We start from the raw sequence: 22239 nt of genomic DNA on the forward strand, positions 1-22239 counted from the left end.
TAGGCATTAAAATGCAACTTGAATACCAAACAATATACTTCTAGGAACAGGATAACGTCCGTTGTCGATGCCGCCACGTCCATTCGCTTGATAATCTACTGCCGGCTCGGGCGATGTACCGTCATAACCAGTTATGTAGAAGAGGTTTTGTCCGGTTACACTAAGTGTCATATCGCTCATGTAGGCTTTGCTGATTAGGCTTTTAGGCAATTTATAGCTTAGCGAAAGTTCTCTCAACGATAGGTAATCTCCCTTTTCATAGAACAGAGAACTGTTGTTGTGCAAGGCAGTACCTCCATTATTGGAACGTGTAATATTTTTCTTTGATAATTGATCAGCATAATAGAACTTAGGATATTTGGCATTTGGATTACTTTCCGACCAAGAATCTTTTACTTCTGATATGATATTAAATGTTCCTTGATATTGACCTAGCGAACGAGCTTTAAGATCATTATAAATAGTGTGACCTAAGACAAAGTCGAAACGAGTATAGAGTGAGAAGTTTTTGAATGATAGTGACGATGAAAATCCTCCTGTCCAGTTAGGGAAAATGTTTCCTACTTTTACTCTGTCATACGAATTTATGATTCCATCATTGTTTAAATCTGCCCATTTCACATCTCCCGGTTCTATTTGCTGTTTTCCAGTTTTATTAGCTAGAGCATTCCATGCATCAGGCCCGTATAATTCTCCAATAGCATCGTAACGATTAGCTGCATTTGCTTTTATATCATCCCAATCTGTAAATAAACGCTCATGCTTGTAGGCATATATTTCACCAAGTTGTTGTCCTTCCTGATATCCTCCTGCCCAGATGTTTTTGCCACTTTTAGGGTCATATATTTCATGCCCTCCTTGGCGGTTATTTTCCAATCCGTTATTGGGTAACTTGAGTATCTTGTTAGATACAAATGCCGCATTGGCTGAAAAATCCCAGCTAAATCCTTTTGGATTATTCAGAATGTTGAATTTTGCTTCTATCTCAAAACCTCTGTTTTGGATGGTTCCCAAATTTGTTTTAAATGAATCGAATCCTGTATAGCCTGGTAAATCAAGGTCGGTAAGCAAATCTTCTGTTTTACGATTATAGTAATCGAATATCAGATAAATACGGTTCTGGAGAAGTCCAAGATCAAGTCCAACACCAAAAGTTTTACTTTTTTCCCAACGCAGATTGTTGTTTACAACACCTGTATTTAGAAATCCTGTATTCTCGTTATATGCAGTCTGAGTTTTATAGATACCGTATACATCAAAATTGCCAATACCATTTACATTACCATTAGTACCATAAGTTATACGTGGTTTTACAACAGATACTGTTTTTTCGATACTGGAATTTTTGAAGAAGGCTTCTTCGTGCATATTCCATCCTCCCGAAATACCGGGAAAGAATCCCCAACGGTTATCTGATAATTTAGATATACCATCGTAACGAGCCACAAGCGACAGCATATAACGATAGTTGAAATTATAGTTGATACGTGAGAAAGCCGATACTATCTTATAATCTGTTTTAGATGACGAGATAGATGTTTTCTCCGAAACTACGTTTAGGGTAGGGATGTCATCACTTGGAGCACCTCTTCCGGCAGCCGAAAATTCAGAATAGTTATTCTCAAATATCTCTCCCCCGATCATGGCATCTAAATTGTGCTTTTTGGCAAAAGATTCTGTGAATGTTAATGTTGCATTATGTTGTACCTGATAGCTTTTGGTTAATCTAAACATAGATTCTCTATTACTATCGGGTGTAGCACGATTTTGTAACTGGAATTTCTTATCAAATGATTCGAATTGGTAATCAACATAGTACAAAGAGCTATTTTCATTCAAGAAGAGTTTCTTAGGTATTAGCTCTAATTGCGCTCCTATATTGAATGTTGTTTTTCTGGTTTTATTTTTGCGGCTAAGTTTTTCTTTCCAATATAAAGGGTTACCGTCCGATTTGCTAAAACCTGATGCTGGGTTACCATCTTCGTCATAAGGATTCCATGTAGGCCAAATACTCATTGATCGGTAGAATAATTCAAATTCACCCGTTTCACCCGAGTTATTACCTGTCCATAAATTAGGTGAGCTCGATTGAGAGAATATACCTCCCGCATTAACTGTTAATATGGAATTGATTTTGTACGAACCGTTAATAGTTCCACTAAAACGTTCATAATTTGTACCTACAACCTGTCCGTCTTCTTTGTAGTATCCAAGAGTAGATGCAAATGTACCTTTTTCAGTTCCTCCTGAGAAGCTTAAGTAATGGTCTTGCATAGATGCCGGATCGTTGAAAGCATCTTCACGCATTTGTCCTCCATAATCTTTAAATATAAGAGTTTGGCTTTCATCATAAGGGTCAGTCATAGATTTCCATCCCTCGCCTAATAACTGCTTGTTGTCATTGGTCATTTTAGCAATAGAGAAAAGCCCACCTGAGTTTAAGCCATATCCGTTTTGATTCTCAATACCGGCACGTCCGGTACGTTTGTATCCCAAACGATTATAGTATATATAATCTTCGGCATTAAGGAAGTCATATCCTTTTCGAGCATAACTAGGTCCACCTCTAAATTTGTAGGCTACTTGTGCTTGTCCTTCTTTTCCTTTTTTTGTGGTTACAAGAATAACTCCATTATTGGCACGAGATCCGTAGATAGCAGTAGATGCAGCGTCTTTTAATACCTCAATCGATTCTATATCCGAAGGGTTGAAATCGTCCAAAGAACGTATAATTCCATCAATAACAACCAGAGGGCCTTCCAAAGGTTTATTGATAGAAGCTCCACCTCTTAATACGATATTGGGGCTGCTACCGGGTTTTCCCGAAGTATTTATTACACGCAGACCACTCACTGTACCTTGTAAAGAGGAAGCTGCATTTGCCATTACCGATGTTTTGAGAACTTTGTCATCTAATTTAGATATAGAGTTACTCATCAGCGATCTTTTCTGGCTGGTTCCATATCCGGTTATGATAACTTCGTCCAGAATTTGTGAATCTTCTTGCATCACAATCCGCAAGTTGCTTTGATTTTGTGGTGAGATAGTTTGAGATTTATATCCTAAAAAGCTAACCGTTATTTTGCTGTCGGGTTTAGCTAATTCGAGAGAGAAATGTCCGTCGATATCGACCATTGTTCCATTTGCTGATCCTACTTCGGTAACCGTTGCTCCGATAATAGGCTCATTATTTGTGTCAACTACAGTTCCTGTAATCGACTTTGTCTGTGCTATTATCTGCAAGGATAAACACAAACAAAATAATAATACCAAAAAGTTTCTCATAGAAGTGAATAATTAGATTTAATAAAAAAGTTAATATAATTGAGGAGAGGTAATATTGCTCGTAATTATTTCATGGCATATCTGATACGATTTTATCATCATGCGTGGTATATGAAAAGGTCCTTTAAACAGATTGCCTTTAGCCGATTGAGATACAGTTCCGTCATAATGTAGATAGCCAAACCATTCACCGTATTCCTTATCTGGAAAATGAGAATAAGTATAATCGCTGATTTGCTTATGCATTTCTAGATACTTCGGGTTCTTTGTTGCCTGATAAGCATATAGAGTAGCTATGATAGTTTCTGTTTGAGGCCACCAGAATTTCATGTCGTGCGAATAATCCTGAGGAGGCAGGTTTTTGCAATCTTTAAAATTGCTTATTCCTCCTTTTTCTTTGTCCCAGCCCCATTCCCAAGACCAGTCGAGAATAGTTGTAGCAGTCTTAACCATCTCAGCATCCCAATTTCGGTATTTGGCTTCTTCCAATATAAACCATGCGGTTTCGATACAATGTCCCGGATTTATGGTTCTTCCTAATGTGCTGTCTATAAATTCTCCGTTAGGTCCTACGGTTTCCAATAGAGCTTTAAATTCGGGATGTATGAAATCTTTACAAATAGAATCTATTGATTCGTTGATCTGAGTATCAAGGCTAGGGTCTTTAATAGCTTCGCGTATTCTGCTCGCTGTATTTATAAGAATCATAACAAGGGAATGTCCTTGCATGTCAACTGTTTTTTCGTACTTCGGAGCTAATAGTCCGGGTGTGTTTATTAGTCTTAGCATATTCTTAAATAAGGCAAGTGCTTTTTTTGCATAGCTAGTATCACCCGAAGCAATAGCATATTCAGACATGGCTATGGCAGCAAATGTTTCTGAAAATATATATCTGCGTTTTCTTATTGGTTGCCCTGTATTGGTTACTTCAAAAAACATTCGACCATCGGTATCAAAGCAATGTTTTTCTATAAAATCGATTGTTAGCTTAGATGCTTTCAACCATTCGGGTTTTCTTTCGATAGTGTTGTATGCAAAAGCACAGACGAATGCAAACCGTCCTTGAAACCAAACAGACTTTGTGGTATCAATCAGCGATCCATCTCTGTTAAGGCAGGTATAAACGCCTCCGTTTACTTTGTCTAAACCGTTGGTTAACCAAAAAGGCATTATATCTTCGATCAGATCTTTTCGATATCTTTCTGCCCAGTCTTTTATGTATTGATTTGTCGCTGTCATTATTTAAAAAGTGTATAAGAGTATCCTGTCAGCAATGAAATTGTTGACTAAACTGTTTGTATTTAAGATGTTCTGTTTTTTAGAGCTTATTGCATCTCTCGAAGAAATTTATGTTTTCTAGTTCCTTTTTCATATTAGATTCTTCCTCATCAGTCATATTCTGAAATGGGGTACGATTCTTACCCAGATCTAAGCCTATCAGTTTCATAATTCTTTTTCCGCCTACAATATTTCCTCTGTAATGGCAGATCACGTTTATTACATCTTGTGAGAAATTTTGTAATTCTCTGGCTTTTTCGAGATTGCCGGCATTCCATGCAGAAATAATTTCGGTCAAGGCTTTTCCGTTGTAGTTTGTTGTTCCACCTATTCCTCCTTCGGCTCCGCCCATTGCCAAACATGGTAATATGGTTTCGTCCTGCCCATGTAACATGTCGAACTTACCATTTTTATATAATCGACACTGATTGTATTCGTATATACTTTCGTAAGTGTATTTTATTCCGGCAAAGTTTGGAATACGGCCATCTACTGCTTCCAGAAAAGAAACCATAGGTAAATAAACTCCGTTGAATGCAGGAATATGATAGAAATAGAAAGGTAGTTGGGGAGATCCGCATGCAATTTCTTCGCAATACTTTACAAGTTCTTCAATTCGCGCTACTTTAGGAAATGGAGATGCCATTGCACCTATGCCCCATGCACCTATTTGTTGTGCATGTTTAGCTAATTCGAAACTCGATTTTACGCAAGTGCTGCCTACGTGTACTATTACTTTAAAATCTTTGGGTGCGGTTTTTACCCATCTTTCAGCTATTAGTTTTCGTTCGTCATCAGTAAGTAGGTAACCTTCTCCTGATGAGCCATTGATGAAGACACCTTTCAGTCCGTTTTTAGCAAGCATGTGTCCGTAAGCTTCTATCGGTTCAAGGTTTATTTCTCCATTTTCAAGAAAAGGAGTAAATGGTGCGTTTATCAAACCTTTTATTCTTTCCATAGTGATTGTGTATTTTAAGATTATTATAGTATAAGAAATGTTATATCGCAAATATATTAATTAAAATAATTTAATCAACCATATTTAATAAAATATTTTAGTTAATAATGAAATGATGGTTAATTTATTTCTTTAATAAGCTCTTCAAACGATGTATTTATTGCTATGTTGATTCAATATTTTGCTACATTTGTATTAATGGAAAACATAACCCAAACAGTATGAATAAGAATTTTATTCAGGAAATAGCAAAAGGCACAAAGAATGCGCTTATAAAGAAGAAGATTATAAATTACTATATTAATAATGGCAATTCAACTATTCCTGATCTGTCAAAAGAACTAAACCTAAGTATACCTACTATCACCAAATTGATTACCGAAATGTGTGGCGAAGAGTTTTTAACAGACTATGGTAAGTTAGAAACCTCGGGAGGCAGATATCCTAATTTGTATGGTTTAAATCCCGATTCGGGATATTTTATAGGAGTGGACATTAAGAAATTTACAATAGATCTTGCCTTGATGAACTTTAAAGGCGAAATGTTGGATTTGCAAAAGAATGTGCCTTTTTCTTCGGAGAACACAACTGAGTCTTTTGAGAATCTGATTGTAATAATACAGTCTTTTATAAATAGCCTTACTATAAATTTAGAGAAAATACTGAACATAAACATCAGTATATCGGGACGGGTAAATACCGACTCGGGGTATAGTTACAGTTTGTTTTATCTTGAAGAACGATCGTTGACCGATATTTTAGCTGAACGACTGGGATATAGTGTTTCTATTGATAATGATACCCGAGCCATGACTTATGGTGAGTATATGGTGGGTAATGTAAAGAATGAGAGTAATATTATTTTCATCAACATTAGCTGGGGATTAGCCGTTGGGATAATAATTGATGGTAAATTGTATCAAGGAAAATCAGGCTTTGCCGGAGAATTTGGACATATTAATGTCTTTGACAATGAGATTCTTTGTCATTGCGGAAAAAAGGGATGTCTTGAAACCGAAGCCTCGGGATTGGCAATTCACCGAACATTGCTTGAAAGAATAAGTGCCGGTGCAAACTCTATCCTTTTGAAAAAAGAGAAAAGTCATGCGCCTATCTTCTTAGAAGATATCATTGATGCAGTAAACAAAGAAGATGTACTATGTATAGATATCTTTGAAGAGGTAGGTCAAAAATTAGGCAGGCAGATAGCGGGCTTAATAAATATATTTAACCCCGAACTTGTTATTATTGGAGGAACGGTTTCTCTATCGGGAGATTATATTCTGCAACCTATAAAAAGCGCTGTTCGAAAATATTCACTTAACTTAGTTAATAAAGACTCTAATATTATTATTTCAAAACTAAAAGATAAAGCAGGTATCGTGGGTAGTTGTTTATTGGCTCGCAGGAGAATATTTGAAGAATCATAATAGTGAATTTAAGGTCCTGTGACTGATTTAGGTTTTAAAAAGATCTGTTCTCAAATAGGAATATAATAATTTAAGAATATATTTGTAATTGGATAAAAACGAACAGCTTTGTTACTTATTATATGGAGATTAAAAAACGTATTCTTCTCATTTTTCTTTGTTCAATATGTATAACTTCTCTTTTTGCACAAAAGGATAGTATACATGATGCTGAACGATTGGAAAAAAGAGTAGATAATCTGGAAAAGATAGTTAGCAGACTTAATAATATTACTCTAAGCGGTTATTTTCAAGCTCAATATATATCAGCACAAAAGGATGCCGACTTAAGAATCGGTGCAGTTAACGAAAATCCGAATAATGCTTTTAGCCGTATTGGTATTCGTCGAGGTCGTATAAAAACCACTTATGAAGAAGGTTTGGGTTCTGCTGTCTTTCAGTTAGATATAACTGAAAGAGGAGTTGCTGTGAGAGATGCTTATCTTAAATTTAAAGACCCATGGTTTAAAACTAGTTATATACAAACAGGACTTTTCTTTCGTCCGTTTGGACACGAAGTTCGCTATTCTTCTTCTCGAAGAGAATCTCCTGAACGTTCGCGTATTATCACAACTCTATTTCCCGGAGATAGAGATATTGGTGCAATGATTCAGTTTCAGGCGAAAGACGGCTCACCTCTTCAATTATTTACATTAGAAACAGCTTTGATTGCCGGTAACGGAATTGCTAGGGAAGTAGATAGTCGAAGAGATTTTATCGGACATTTAAGTGCCTCTCCCAAGTTACCCAATGGTGGCAGATTAACTTTCGGAGTCTCTTATTATTTAGGTAGTGTATTTCAAGGGACTGAAAATGTATTCAAGATGGAAGGTGATGGCTTTGTTCAAAATTCCAATCCTAGCAATCTTGGACGATATGCCAAACGTGAATATTTGGGATTCGATTTACAAAGTAATTGGACTTCTCCATTAGGAGGAACTCAGCTGAGAGCCGAATATATATTTGGTCAACAACCAGGTTCTGTTAATGGAACAGTGAGTCCACAGTCACCCGATCGCCCATCGTTTGATACCTATATCCGAAATTTCGTTGGGGGATATGCTATTCTGATTCAGGATATTGGTAAGCTCCCTTTTGAAGCTATCCTAAAATACGATTGGTACGATCCTAATACGAAAGTTTCGGGTAATGCTATTGGATTGAATGGAACTACAGAAGCCGATATTAAATATAATACTATGGCATTTGGTGCTATATGGCATGCTTATAAGAATGTTGAACTTCAAGCCTATTATGAAATAATAAAGAATGAGAAGACAAATAATTTGGCTCGTTTTACAAACGATTTAAAAGACAATGCATTTACACTCACTCTCCAATATAGATATTAAGGGCAATCACTAATTGTCTTTAATAAGACTTTTTTAATGGTGGAACAGTATTAATCTGTTTCACCATTTTTGTTGTGCCTCTAAACGAAATTTAAACTTCTGAAATGTGATAAAATTATAAAGTTTTTATTATTGGTATAAAGAAATTAATCACTTACTGTAAAATTATTTTACATGATTTGATTTCTTGAAAATAGCTAATCTCTTGTAAATGAATAGTTCTCTGTTTTTGGCATAGAATTGGTTTATATATTAATAAAAACGTAAATATTATTATGAAATACTTAGCTACTATCCTCTTTATTCTGATGAGTATAACTGCTTATACTCAGGATAAAAAATGGACTCTTATGGATTGCATGGAGTATGCTGTGAAAAATAGTCCAAGAAGAAGTAAACAAGAAGCTCAAAATAGCATCTATCATCAGAACTTTCTGGAAGCTGTAGGGCAGCTACTTCCATCTATAAACGCGAGTACTTCGGCTTCTTTCAATTTTGGTAGAGGACTTGATGCCGAGACCAATACCTATACCAATATAAATTCATTTAATAATAACTACAATTTATATTCGTCACTCACTTTGTTTGATGGTTTAGCCAATGTAACAAGAGTTAGATTGCAAAATGTGAATAAATTGTTGGGAAGACAACAACTTGAGTATACCAAAGATATGATAGCCTACGAAGTGATGGAGGCATTCTATAATGTGATGTATAATACTGAAAGAGTAAAACTAGCAGAACAAGAATTGGAGGAGAGTACTGCTAACTTGAAGCAGGTACAACGAATGATGGAACTGGGAGTAAAAGGATTTCCTGAAGTGGCTGAAATGACAGCACAAGAAGCAGCTAACAAATACAACTTGACACGACAAAAGAATATCTTAATTATTGGGGTTATTTTATTGAAAGAGAAAATGAACTTCCCGATTGAAGAGACTTTGGAGATAGGCGATTCAGGAGCTTTAGATATAATTGCTAAGTCAGATCAAACAGCATATAATATTTTCGAACACTCGAAAACTTTTCTACCTCAGGCGCTTGTTGCCGAGTCTGCTGTGCAAGTACAGCAATTAGCCTATAAATCGGCTAAGGGAGGTTTATTTCCTACCATAGCGGTAGAGGGTGGATATTCTACAGGCTTTTCGAGGTATATGGATGGTAGCGAATACTCATCATTTGGATACCAATTCAAGAATAAAATGGGACGATATGTTGGGTTCTCAATTCGAGTACCTATTTTCAATGGCTTCTCTCGTACAGCAGAAGTAAGAAGAGGAAAAGCTCAGCTTATAATAACTCAGGCAGAGCGTGAAGAAACATTGCAGAAGCTATATAGTGAGATAGAGCAAGCTGTTGCAGATATGAACGGACAGGTTGATGAATACTATCAGGCAAAAAAACAAACAGAGGCCATGGAAATTGCTCAGAAAGTAAATGAACGCAAGTTTTCAGAAGGACTTATCAGTGCCATAGAAATGCATACAAGTGCAAATCGTCTGCTTCAGGCGAGAGCTGAGGAGTTAAACGCTCAACTTAAATTTCAATTGAAATTCAGATTAGTATCTTATTATAAAGGAGAACCATTTGTAGTAGAAGATTAACAAAAAGAATAGAAACAAAAGATAACCACATATTGATATGGATACGATTATAGAGAAGAAAAAAGGATTGAAGAAGAAGCATATTCCGTTTGTTATTGGAGGTGCAATATTGCTGATAGCTATTGGATGGCTTATTTTCGGTAATCATGCTTCGAAACTAAATATTGAGAAGCAGAAAGTTAGCGTTCAATCTGTAACGAAAGGTCAGTTCAATGACTATGTTCGTATCAGTGGACAAGTTCAACCCATCAATACCATACAGTTAAGCGCTATTGAGGGTGGAATGGTGGCCGAAAAACTGATTGAAGAAGGCTCGGAAGTTCACAAAGGAGATGTTGTTATTCAGTTAACAAACCCAATGTTGAGCCTAAATATATTGGATAGTGAAGCTCAATTAGCAGAAAAACAAAACTTCCTGCGTAACACTCAGGTTGCTATGGAGCAGGAGAAATTAAATCTGAAGAAAGAGAAGCTTCAACTGGATATGGATGTGGAGCGTAAGAAGAGAAAATTTTTACAGTATAAACAATTGTACTCAGAGAATCTGACTTCAAAAGAAGAGTTCATTCAAGCAAAAGAAGATTATGATTATGCTGTTGATGGTCGCAATTTGGTAGTAGAACGTCAGAAACAAGATTCGCTTTATCGAGGTATTCAGATCCATCAGATGGAAGAAAGTTTATCTAACATACGACGAAACTTAACATTGGTGCGTCAGCGAGTGGATAACCTGAATGTAAAAGCTCCTGTTGACGGACAATTGGGATTACTGGATGTAGAAATAGGGCAGACTGTTGCAACAGGCGGACGTATTGGTCAGATTAGTGTTCTATCGGATTTCAAAGTAGAGGCTTTAATTGACGAGCATTATATAGACAGAGTAAGAACGGGTTTAGATGCAACCTTTGAACGTCAAGACAAGAATTTTGCGTTACGTGTCCGCAAAGTATATCCCGAAGTGAGAGAAAAACAGTTTAAGACTGATTTTATATTTGAAGGCGAACGTCCCGATAATATACGTGCAGGTCAAACTTATTATATAAACCTTCAATTGGGGCAACCCGTAGACGCCATATTAATACCACGGGGTGCTTTTTATCAGGCGACAGGTGGTCAGTGGATTTTTGTTGTAACTCCCGATGGTAGTAGAGCAATCAAACGTAAAATTACTATCGGGCGACAAAACCCTAACTTTTATGAAGTAACGAGTGGGTTGGAACCGGGAGAGAAAGTTATCACGTCATCTTATGATACATACGGAGATGTGGAAGAGCTAATATTAAAATGAAATAATCTAATACTATGAAATTTATTACGATAAGCAGAAAAAGGACGAATGCAACTATTGCAGATTCTATTGATGCGTTATCGGATGAGTAACACCACCTTTTAAATCGAAATGATAATGAGACATTTATTTATTGTAGGACTTTTCCTCGCTTCTTTGCTCTCTACGCAAGCTCAGGATACTTTTTCTAAAATTAGCTTGTCAGGGTTTAGAGTAAACCTTATTCCTTCCGAAATATTCTCTATACAATTAGAGGATTCGCTAGGTATAGAACAAGAAATAGAAGATGGTATCTTGGAGATTCGAGTTTTAGATCAGAGAGGACGAGTTCCTAAAGGAAGCATCACTATTTACACAAATAAGTTAGATTATTTGAGTTTACACAATTGCCAATTGGTTATGGATGCTCCGCTTGAAAACGATTCGTTAACATTGATAACTGGTTCGTCCTTTGGAGCGTTGAAAATAAAATCTAATTACCTTTCAGTTAATATTGCTGCTGGGAGTCGTTTCGAAATTGAAGGCACAACAAAATACTATGACTGTGCTGTTGGTGCAGGTAGTGCATTGAAATCTTCGAATTTGTTGGCTGATAAAGCTGCTATAAATGCAATGGGGTATAGTAATGTTGTATTAAATGCTAAGGAAATAATAAGGTCTGAAGTTAAAAATGCAAATGTGAAAAATATCTATGAATAACTTTAATCTAATATTAAGATCGCTCTTTAAAAAGAAAGAGAATAATATTATTAAAATATTATCTCTAGGAGCTGGTTTGGCAGTAGGGCTAATAATTATCTCAAAAGTGTTTTTTGAGCTTAGCTATGATAATTTTTACCCTGACTCTGATCGAATCTATCAGATACAATCGTATGCAATAGTTGGAAATGAAGAACCAGACGAATTTGGACAAGTAAGTGGTGCTATAGCTCCCGGCATGAAAGCTGAGATACCTGAGGTAGAGGTTGCAACACGTTTGACATATATGGGATGGGATGCTTCATTTTTCACGCCTGATAAGAAACGTTATACAGGTACATTTATCATGGCAGACAGTTGTCTCTTTGATGTATTGCCTCGTCCAATGGTTATTGGAAATGCAAAAGAAATACTATCCAGACCTCTGTACGGATTGGTATCCGAGTCTATTGCCGAAAAAATGGGTAACAATGTTATAGGACAAACTATTCAAATAGATAATTATCCCGGACGTACAGTCACTATCGGTGGAGTCTTTAAAGATGTACCCGAAAATGCACATTTAAGATACGATCTTGTAATATCATTGGCATCCATAAAAGATTTTATGTGGGATGGTACTGAAAATTGGGTGGGTAACGACCGCTATCTGGGATATGTAAAACTAATGTCTGGTACCGATCCGGCAAGTTTGGCACCTGCTATCCGAAAGATGCAAGAGCGTAATCAGCCTATGGAAGAATTAAAGAAAGCAGGCGTTGAACTCTCATATACCTTGTCACTACTCACCGCATTGCATAGTGATACGCCTGAGACAAAGCGTATGACTCTTTTATTGTCGGCAATAGCATTTGCTTTGATATTTACTTCTATTATGAATTATATCCTGATTCTGATATCAACGTTGGTAAATAGAGGGAAAGTAATTGCTGTATATAAATGTTATGGGGCTGAACAGAAAGATATATCGAAGTTAATATTTGGAGAAATATCTCTACATCTGGCTATTTCCTTGGTAGTTGCTCTACTCCTTATTTTTTGTTTTAGAAGTACGGCAGAAGAGATTCTATCGGCTTCGGTTTACTCATTGTTTTCTTTTCAAACTTGTTTGATACTGGTGGTTTTCTGTGTAATTATTTCATTGATTATAGGAGCTATACCATCTTATTTGTTTTCTCGGATTCCTGTGTCATCCGTTTTTCGTCATTTGACAATGACCAAACGAGGTTGGAAGATGGCACTTCTGTTTTTTCAACTTGTAACTACTGTTTTTCTTGTAACATTACTCATTATAGTAGCTCGACAATATGATGTGATGGTTAATGACAATCCAGGATATAATTATGAGCGGTTGCTTTACTATAATACAAGGGGAGTGAATAACAATGAAAGGCAAAAAATAATAGATGAACTTCGTACTGTTCCTCAGGTCGAGTTGGTTGCTACTGCCGATGATCTGCCATTCAGCTTTGCATCGGGTAACAATGTGTATCTCCCCAATAATGACCATGAGCTTTTTAATATTGCTGATCTGTATGGTGCAGACGAAAACTATTTGCCCTTAATGGAAATACCAATAATTGAAGGTAAAGGGTTTGATAAAGAGTCGGTGCCAGATAAGGATATAGTGATCAGTAAGAAGTTTGCTGATAAAATATCAGGGCTTGCAAACTGGCAGGATGGAGTTATTGGCAAAGAAGTCTTCATCTCGGAACATCAACAAAAGAGTGGAGTATCTCGTATTATAGGTGTTTATTCCGATATTCGATTAGGTTCTATTGGAAGTGAAGACACTCGGCCTTCCGTTATCTTCTACTCAAGTGAACCATCTTCAGTTATTGTAGTAAAGCTTAAGGATTTGAACTCAGATAATATCCAGATTGTATACGATGTATTTAAACGATCGTTCCCAGATAAAGAAATTTCACTTTCGCTTTATAAAGACAGTATGGTCAAGTTATATAGCAATTCGCGTCGCTTTATGAATGCAATAACAATTGGTGGAATTGTTACTTTACTAATAACTCTCATAGGGTTGATTGGCTATACCAACAACGAGGTAAATCGCCGTAAGTCGGAGATTGCTATCCGTAAGGTAAATGGAGCTGCATTGGTTGATATTCTGAAGTTGTTCTTGCAAGATAATTTATGGATAAGTTTTCCTGCTCTTATTTGTGGTGGAATGTTTGCGGCTATTGCGGCTGCTAAATGGATGGAAGATTTTTCTGAGAAAGCAGAGCTATCTCCTCTATTATTTATTTCCTCTGGACTGGCTGTTTTAGCAATAGTGTTATCTGTAGTATGCTTGAATTGTTTGTATACAGCTAATCAAAATCCTGTAGATACCTTAAAGAACGATTAATAAAATTGAAAGATGAAATCAGTTATAAAAAACTTCTACTATATATTAAAGCGATTTAAAACCTCTTCGGTTCTGAATATAGCAGGCTTGTCTGTTGCCTTTACTGTTTTTATTATAATAGCCATCCAATCGTATTACGATGCTACTTATAATAGGAATTTCGAAAAGGCTAACAATCTAGAATATATTACTATTTATTACGAAGCAGACGAAAGGGAGGCTCATAATCTAAGTGTTCCCATAGGACAGACTATTGCAGAGGCAGTACCCGAAATAAAGAATTATGCTTTAGTACAAGATTGGGGCAGTCAGTTTTTTGATAAAAGTGTGGAGGCAACCTCTCAAAGTGTAGATATAGAGCAATTTGCCGTTTCTGGAGGTTTTCTAGAAGTATTTACACCGGAGATAATTGCAGGAAATGCACCTGATATGTTTTTGGGTAAGCATAAGGCTTTAATCTCGCAAAGTGATGCTCTAAAGATATTTGGAGACGAAGATCCTATTGGGAAAATTATTTATCATCATTTCTCGAAGATTCCGGTTACGATTGTAGCGGTTTATAAGGACTTTCCGAAAAACTGTTCTCTTACTAATGGTATGTATGTGGCAACCCAGACTACAGATCCAACTGAATGGAGTTTCAAAATGTATGTGGAGATACAGGAGGGAAGTCATGAGATAGTAAAAGAGAAATTGAATAGTGATGGAAAAATTGCTGAGATTTTCTCTGGATACGTAAATAAGGAATCGGGTAAAGGTGTTGAGTTAAGATCTGTTCCTCTGGAAGAGGCTTATATGATACAGGCAAACAATAAGACTACTTTCATATCTTTAATTGCTATTGGAGTTATTATTCTACTAATAGCATATATAAACTATCTGAACTTCTCCATTGCGATGGCTCCATCGCGAGTGAAGTCGTTAAATATTCACAAGATTCTGGGACTGAATCGATCAGCCCTACAAATGTCAATGATGTTTGAGGGAATATTTTTTGCTCTAATTTCATTGTGTTTATCTGTAATCTTGGTCAACTTTTTTGCATCATCTCCTTTAAGTAGTTTTTTCTCGGCTAGTTTACTTATATCCGAAAATCTTTTCTTGATAGGTGTAGTGGGTTTATTTCTGCTTGCTCTTATAGCTATAGTGGGCATATATCCGGCGAAATATGCAACATCTTTTCCCGAAGCAGTTGCTTTGAATAACTCGTTCGTACTATCTCCCAGAGGGGTTTATATGAGAAATATGTTGATCTTGATACAATTTGTGGCCGCCATATCGTTGTGTTGTATTGCTTATTTTATAAAGATACAGCACGAATATATGATAAATTATTCGAGTGGAATACAAAAAGAAAATATAGTATATCTCCCATTAAGAGGACTTGATACTGACCTTAACAGCTTTGGTGATGAAATGATCAAGAATCCTTTAGTGTTAGATTATACAGCTTCCGAAGCTATTCCCGGTACTGTTCCCATGGGGTGGGGACGACGTTTTGAAGATAAGCAAGTACAGTTTACCTCATGGCCTGTAACGCCTAATTTTCTTGACTTTTTTGGAGTTAAAATTATTGCCGGAAATGGGTTTACCGAAACAAAGAAAGATTCTACAACTCTTGAGCAAGTAATTTTTAATAATAAGTTTATAGAGAAATACGGCTTTGATAATAGCTTGATAGGAAAAAATGTCTTTTGTCTTTCTAGGGATGGAACTGTAAAGGGAATCGCAGGTGATATAAACTTTCAGTCTTTGCATTATCCTATCGAACCAATGGCTTTTGTTGTACTAAACGGTAGTTATAGGGAAGCCAGATTAAACTTTGTGTTCTTTAAAATTTCAGGTAAGGATATCCCATCTACAATAGAGTATATGAGTAAAACATGGTCGAAGTTTAGTAAAGAAGAATTTAAACTGACATTTCTTGACCAGAAAGTGAACGATCTATATAAGAAAGAGGATAATATGGCAAGGCTTATAGGCTTCTTCGGTCTTATAACTATTGTAATAGCCATTATGGGTATTTATGGACTTATAGTATTTAATACTCGCTATAAAACCAAAGAAATAGCTATCCGTAAAGTGAATGGTGCTACTGAGTTGGAGATCATATTAATGCTTAATAAAGGACTGTTGGCTTTGTTTCTTATAGCTTTTGTTATTAGTGTGCCGCTGGCTTATTATGCCATAGACCGCTGGGTCGAAAGTTTTCCTTATAAGGCAAGCATTCCTTGGTGGTTGTTTTTAGGTGCAGCCATAGTGGTGTTTATTATATCTGCTATAACTGTAAGCTGGCAAAGTTGGAAAGCGGCTACAGCTAATCCCGTAAAATCATTGAAAAGCGAATAAAATAGTAAATAATTTAAAAAACAATATTATGATACAGATTAAAGATCTAAAGAAAGTATTTCGCACAGAAGAAGTTGAAACAGTTGCGTTGAACGGTATTTCTATGCATGTAACTCAAGGTGAATTTATTGCTATAATGGGACCTTCGGGTTGTGGAAAATCAACGTTGTTGAATATTCTTGGTTTGCTGGATAACCCTACTTCAGGACAATATCTACTTGATGGAAAAGAAGTGGGTAATCTGAAAGAAAAGGAACGTACCCAATCGCGTAAAGGAAACATCGGATTTGTATTTCAGAGTTTCAATCTTATAGAAGAGATGACTGTTTTTGAGAATGTAGAATTACCTCTTACATACTTGAAAGTAAAAGCAGCAGATCGTAAAAAACGAGTAGAAGAAACTCTGCGTAAGATGAGTATTAGTCACCGAGCAAGTCACTTCCCCAATCAATTGTCGGGAGGTCAGCAACAACGTGTAGCTATTGCCCGTGCGGTGATTGCTAATCCTAAATTGATTCTTGCCGATGAGCCTACTGGTAATCTGGACTCTAAGAATGGTAAAGACGTTATGGATTTGTTGACCGAGCTAAATCAAGAGGGAGCAACAATTGTAATGGTAACTCACTCTCAACACGATGCTTCGTTTGCCCATCGTACAATAAATCTATTTGACGGGCAGATTATTACAGAAGTAGAAAGTAAGATGTAAATCGTATTCTATTTCATCTTTAGCGAAAAAGAAAATTATGAAGCAATTTCTCAGGAATTTTAGCAAACAAAAGACTGTCGGCATATTGAATATTTGCGGCTTGAGTCTTGGGATCATGGTATCTCTTACTGTGGGATTATGGGCTATTAACGAATTGACATTCGATAATTTCCATACCAATGGAGATAAAATGTATCGGGTTGTGCAGAGCTTTGTTTTAAATGAAGAACCTATAAAAGCAGCATCCTCTTTCAAACCATTGGGAGAATTAGCCGCAGCTGAAATTCCTGAAATAGAGCAAATGTGTAGGGTAGTAGTACGAACCGATGGTGTAACTATAAATAATATGGTTAGCTGGGGTGTAAAGGTGCTTATTACCGATCATAATTTCTTCTCATTCTTTACCTTTCCTCTAAAGAAAGGCGATATAAGAACGTCTTTTTCTGCTCCAGATAATGTGATTCTAACTGAATATGCAGTTAAAAAATATTTTCAAGAAGAAGATCCTATAGGTAAAATTATTAAGATTCATGGGTCTCAATTTACAGTCTCGGCAATAATGTATGATATGCCTCGAAATTCGCATATTCAAGGCGAAATGGTATTTCCTTTGTTTGGTGAATTCAAAGATTTGGGCTGGAATAGTAGCTTTTCGTATGATACCTACTTTGTTATACCTTCTAATGCTGATTTTGGCTCTATTGAGGAGAAACTTACTCAAATTAATAAATTGGGTGCATCTTCGTTTTTAGACGGTGCGCATAATGATGTAAATCTTGAGCCTTTAAAAGAAATCCATTTTAGTAAAACGGACCCTGCTTTTGACAGTGCGGTTAAAGGAGATAAGCAGCTTTTGATTATATTTCTAACCACAGCTATTGCTATTCTTATTATTGCTTGTATAAATTTCACGAATCTGTTTATCTCAACTTCCTTTATTCGGGCAAAGGCTATAGGAATTAAAAAATCGCAGGGAGCAAGCAAAATATCTCTGATATCAGATTTCTATAAAGAGACCCTTGTGTATGTTCTGGTTTCAGTTGTTGGCGGTGTATTGCTTGCTATATTTACTTTACCAGTCTTTAATAGTTATACAGGATCTCAGGTAAGTATCGATTTCTTATCGCCTGAATTGTATTTATATATTATTTGCCTGATAGTTATAACAACACTATTGGCAGGCTCTTTCCCTGCTCTTCAGATGACCCGATTCGGAATCATCGAGACGCTTACGAGTAAGTTTCGAGGAAAGAAGATGTCAGCCTTTCAGAAAATACTTATCATCATACAATTTACATCATCTATTTGCTTACTCATAGTAGTATTCTTTTTGGCTAGGCAGATTGATTATATTCTATCTCAGGATTTACGATTCGATAATAAAAACGTAATATATGTACAAGGATGGGATACTTTTGGCGCTGACTATAAAGCTTTACGTGATGAATTGATTCAAGACCCATCAATCAAAGATGTCGCAATAAAACAATACAATCTGCCCTTTAAGATGGGGAATGGAATAGGTGGAAAGAATCTTGAAACGGGAGAGCAAATATTGTTGGATTTATCGGAGGTTACACCTAACTATTTTGATCTTTTTGGAATGGAGTTTGTTGCTGGCGAAAATTCGCTAACTCTCGAAAGTTCATCCAGTGCAAATTATTGTGTTATCAATGAGCGTGCTGCTGAGGTTTTGGGACTTAAAGATCCGGTTGGAAAGTCTTTTAGTCTAGTGTCTATTGGGGGAAAACTTAGTGAAAAAGATGGTGAGCCCTATATTGTGAAGGGGGTGATAAGAGACACATATGTAAAATCGCTTCATCAAGAGCCCGATCCTCAGATGTACCTTAGTACATCACACACCGCGAACAATCCTATATTTTTCAAAATTGTAGGCGATCCACAAAAAGCGATAAGAACCATAGAGAAAAAATGGAAAGAAGTTGTGCCGTATGTTCCTTTCGAATATCATTTCTTGGATGAAACATATGAAAAACTATACTTGTCGGAAATCAATACACGTAATGTTTTAAGCTATGCTTTGGTTATAACTTTTATAATTACAATAACAGGATTGTATGCTATGGCTTTCTATTCTATTCAACGAAGGATAAAAGAAATAGGTATTCGTAAAATAAATGGGGCAACACTTGCCGATCTTTTATTATTACTAAATAAAGACATTGTGATATGGGTAATCATCTCTTTCTTTATAGCCTGTCCAATATCCTATTTATTCTTAAATAACTGGCTCAATAGCTTTGTCGTAAAAGTAAATTTGAGTATATGGGTATTTCTTTTAGCCGGAATTTTATCGGGTTTGGTTGCATTGTTGACAGTAAGTTACCAAACATGGAAAGCTGCATCAACTAATCCCGTAGATTCTATTAAAGACGAATAATTTTAGTTTCCATAATATTCTGTGAAGGAGAAGTCTATTTTTCATTTTTTTTCATGTGCAAAGTGATTATTAGTTAGATACCACTTCTCCTTCTTTTTAGCAAAAATTAAAACATATAAGATAATGAGAATAGCAGATTTAAAAATATACCAGAAGTTTCTGTCTCGAAACAAATTATACACCTTGGTATCGGTGGTTGGCTTTTCGGTATCACTTACGTTTGTGATATTACTGGGTATATATGTAAAGCAGGAATTATCGGTGGATAGCTTCCATGAGAAAAAGGACAGAATCTTTTTAATGGCTCATGATACTTCTACTTCATTTGGCAATCCTGTTGCCGATTTTGTTAAAGATAAGTGCCCCGAAGTAGAAGCATATGCCCGAATACATTTCACTCCTGTGATCTTAGGTGAGAAAGGGGGAGCTAAAATAAAGGCGGATGCATTGTTTGCTGATCCGAGCTTTTTCAGTATTTTCTCATTCAAGCTTCTAGAGGGCGATCCTTCTCAGGTTTTGGTTCCCTTAAAATCGGTGGTAGTAACAAAGTCATTTGCAAATAAGATGTTTGCGGATAAAAATCCGATAGGTGCTCATCTTATTATTAATAATACGGAACATACTATTACAGGTATAATGGAAGATATCCCTCAGAATACACAGATACATAAGGCTGATTTTATTGTGAATTATAAGTCTATTACAATGATTTGGGGTGGAGATTGGATATTGGATAGATCGGATAATTTTGGTTTTACAATGTATTTTCTCGAAAAAGAGGGAAGTAATCTGCCTGCTAAAACATCAATGTTATTGGAGTTATTCAAGAAAGAATTCTGGTATTATAAAGACGGTTTTACCAATGATCTAAAGTTTATACCTCTGGAGGATGCTTATTTTCAGATAGATCAATCATATTCATCTATCAGGACTAATAGCAAAACACTTATTTCTGTATATATGGGTATTGTTATACTAATATTAGTTATTGCTTTGCTTAACTATATTAATCTGACAATTGCGCAGGCAGGATTCAGAGGTAAAGAAGCAGCTATGAAGAAACTTCTGGGCTGTAGTCGTAAGAGTTTAATACTGCAATTGCTAGTCGAATCATTCTTAATGACCTCTTTTACTTTTATCTTGGGGCTTTTCATGGCATTTCTATTAGAGCCATCTTTTAATGGCTTATTAAATACGAGTCTACATTTATCGAGTCAGTTTACACCGTCACTTATTGGTGTAGCTATTCTTTTTGTCTTATCTATTTCTATTGTCGCAGGTCTTATTCCGGCACTCATTATATCAGGTTTCAACCCTATCGAAATAGTGAAAGGCTCTTTCTCTCGTAAGGTGAAAGCGAAGTATTCTAAAGGCCTTATCATATTCCAATATATTGTTACGATAGCTCTACTTATATGTAGCTTCTTTATTAAACAGCAGTCCGATTTTCTTGTGAATTATGATCAAGGCTTCAATCGTGATGGTGTTTTTGTTATGGATAATGTTTTAGATAGTGCTCAACTCGAGGGGTTCAAAGATAAGTTGCAATCAATATCAGGTGTTGAATTGGTCTCTTATTCTCGCGGTACACCTGCTACTGGCAGCAATAATTATTCTTTTGAAGTGGATGGGGTACAGTTTAGTTTCCAAGAACTAGTTGTAGATTCTACATTTTTCAAGATATTCGATATTAAAATATCTCCGACAGGTATAGAGCCTACTAATGATACGTATTGGGTAAACCAAACTGCTTATAATGCACTACATCCCGATTCAATTTCGTTTCTAGCCAATTTTGGGCATAATGAGTATAAACAGATTGCAGGAATTGTTAATGATTTTAACTTCAAATCGTTAAGGGAGCCAATTGGTTTGATGCGTATCCAAAACTTACCTCATGGTCATCTTCCGTGGAATATTATAGTGAAAATTGCTAAAGGAGCAGATTTATACAAAACAGCAGATAAAATAAAAGACACATATTCTCAATACAATGGAGGAGAGTTTTTCGAGTCGCAATTTGTAGATGATGTTGTTCAGAATGCGTATGAGAAAGAGAAAAAGACTTCTCAAATTATATCAGCATTTACTATACTTACTATTGTAATAATGGTTATGGGTGTCTTTGCCATGTCACTTTATCTTATTCGTCAGAAAGAGAAAGAAATAGGTATCCGCAAGGTAAATGGTGCTACTGAGGGGGAGATTCTAAGAATGCTAAATATGGATTCTTTTATTAGAGTACTTATTGCTTTTGTTTTTGCTTGCCCGATAGCTTATTATGCCATGAGTAGATGGCTCGAAGGATTTGCTTACAAAATAGAACTGAACTGGTGGGTTTTTGCTGTTGCAGGTCTGGTAGTACTGATATTATCTCTACTTTCGGTAAGCTGGCAAAGTTTAAAAGCAGCACGTGCCAATCCTGTTGATTCAATAAAAGGAGAGTAATGTATCATTTTATTAATAATTTAAGCAGACTCTAAAA

At 36.0% G+C, this 22239-nt stretch carries 13 protein-coding genes; 10 read left to right on the plus strand and 3 right to left on the minus strand.

The window, feature by feature from the left end; translation table 11 throughout:
• Nucleotides 1-6: 6 nt before the first annotated feature.
• The 3 genes from HGC4_RS06235 to HGC4_RS06245 all read right to left on the minus strand — a co-directional run bounded on the left by HGC4_RS06235 (nucleotide 7) and on the right by HGC4_RS06245 (nucleotide 5521).
• Nucleotides 7-3285, minus strand: a complete 3279-nt coding sequence (locus tag HGC4_RS06235) for a SusC/RagA family TonB-linked outer membrane protein (protein ID WP_050709263.1) — start codon at nucleotides 3283-3285, stop codon at nucleotides 7-9.
• 30 nt (nucleotides 3286-3315) lie between these two features.
• A complete protein-coding gene (locus tag HGC4_RS06240; protein WP_050709264.1) occupies nucleotides 3316-4524 on the minus strand; it encodes an AGE family epimerase/isomerase in 1209 nt (402 codons plus the stop codon).
• Between the two features lie 79 nt (nucleotides 4525-4603).
• Entirely contained in the window at nucleotides 4604-5521 is a 918-nt protein-coding gene (locus HGC4_RS06245) for a dihydrodipicolinate synthase family protein (protein ID WP_050709265.1), read from the minus strand.
• Between the two features lie 221 nt (nucleotides 5522-5742).
• Here HGC4_RS06245 and HGC4_RS06250 point away from each other — a divergent pair, with 221 nt between their 5' ends.
• The 10 genes from HGC4_RS06250 (at nucleotide 5743) to HGC4_RS06295 (ending at nucleotide 22202) form a co-directional block, all read left to right on the plus strand.
• Nucleotides 5743-6951: an ROK family transcriptional regulator gene (locus tag HGC4_RS06250; RefSeq protein WP_050709266.1), complete on the plus strand. Its 1209-nt coding sequence runs from the start codon at nucleotides 5743-5745 to the stop codon at nucleotides 6949-6951.
• A 122-nt stretch (nucleotides 6952-7073) separates the two neighbouring features.
• Complete coding sequence (locus tag HGC4_RS06255; protein WP_050709267.1) at nucleotides 7074-8342, plus strand: porin family protein; 1269 nt, start codon at nucleotides 7074-7076, stop codon at nucleotides 8340-8342.
• Between the two features lie 275 nt (nucleotides 8343-8617).
• Complete coding sequence (locus tag HGC4_RS06260) at nucleotides 8618-9946, plus strand: TolC family protein (protein ID WP_050709268.1); 1329 nt, start codon at nucleotides 8618-8620, stop codon at nucleotides 9944-9946.
• Between the two features lie 37 nt (nucleotides 9947-9983).
• Entirely contained in the window at nucleotides 9984-11234 is a 1251-nt protein-coding gene (locus HGC4_RS06265; protein WP_050709269.1) for an efflux RND transporter periplasmic adaptor subunit, read from the plus strand.
• Between the two features lie 117 nt (nucleotides 11235-11351).
• The gene (locus tag HGC4_RS06270) at nucleotides 11352-11933 is read left to right on the plus strand and encodes a GIN domain-containing protein (protein WP_050709270.1); all 582 of its coding nucleotides are present in this window, start codon (nucleotides 11352-11354) and stop codon (nucleotides 11931-11933) included.
• Nucleotides 11926-14295 (plus strand): ABC transporter permease, encoded by a 2370-nt coding sequence (locus tag HGC4_RS06275; protein WP_050709271.1) that lies wholly within the window; start codon nucleotides 11926-11928, stop codon nucleotides 14293-14295. The genes HGC4_RS06270 and HGC4_RS06275 overlap by 8 nt, the downstream gene beginning before the upstream one ends.
• 12 nt (nucleotides 14296-14307) lie before the next feature.
• Nucleotides 14308-16644, plus strand: a complete 2337-nt coding sequence (locus HGC4_RS06280; protein ID WP_050709272.1) for an ABC transporter permease — start codon at nucleotides 14308-14310, stop codon at nucleotides 16642-16644.
• A gap of 28 nt (nucleotides 16645-16672) precedes the next feature.
• Nucleotides 16673-17353: an ABC transporter ATP-binding protein gene (locus HGC4_RS06285; protein ID WP_050709273.1), complete on the plus strand. Its 681-nt coding sequence runs from the start codon at nucleotides 16673-16675 to the stop codon at nucleotides 17351-17353.
• A gap of 37 nt (nucleotides 17354-17390) precedes the next feature.
• Nucleotides 17391-19754: an ABC transporter permease gene (locus HGC4_RS06290; RefSeq protein WP_050709274.1), complete on the plus strand. Its 2364-nt coding sequence runs from the start codon at nucleotides 17391-17393 to the stop codon at nucleotides 19752-19754.
• A 123-nt stretch (nucleotides 19755-19877) separates the two neighbouring features.
• The gene (locus HGC4_RS06295) at nucleotides 19878-22202 is read left to right on the plus strand and encodes an ABC transporter permease (protein WP_050709275.1); all 2325 of its coding nucleotides are present in this window, start codon (nucleotides 19878-19880) and stop codon (nucleotides 22200-22202) included.
• The last annotated feature ends 37 nt before the right edge of the window (nucleotides 22203-22239 follow it).

It is taken from the genome of Dysgonomonas sp. HGC4, from assembly GCF_001261715.1.
Classification (GTDB): domain Bacteria; phylum Bacteroidota; class Bacteroidia; order Bacteroidales; family Dysgonomonadaceae; genus Dysgonomonas_A.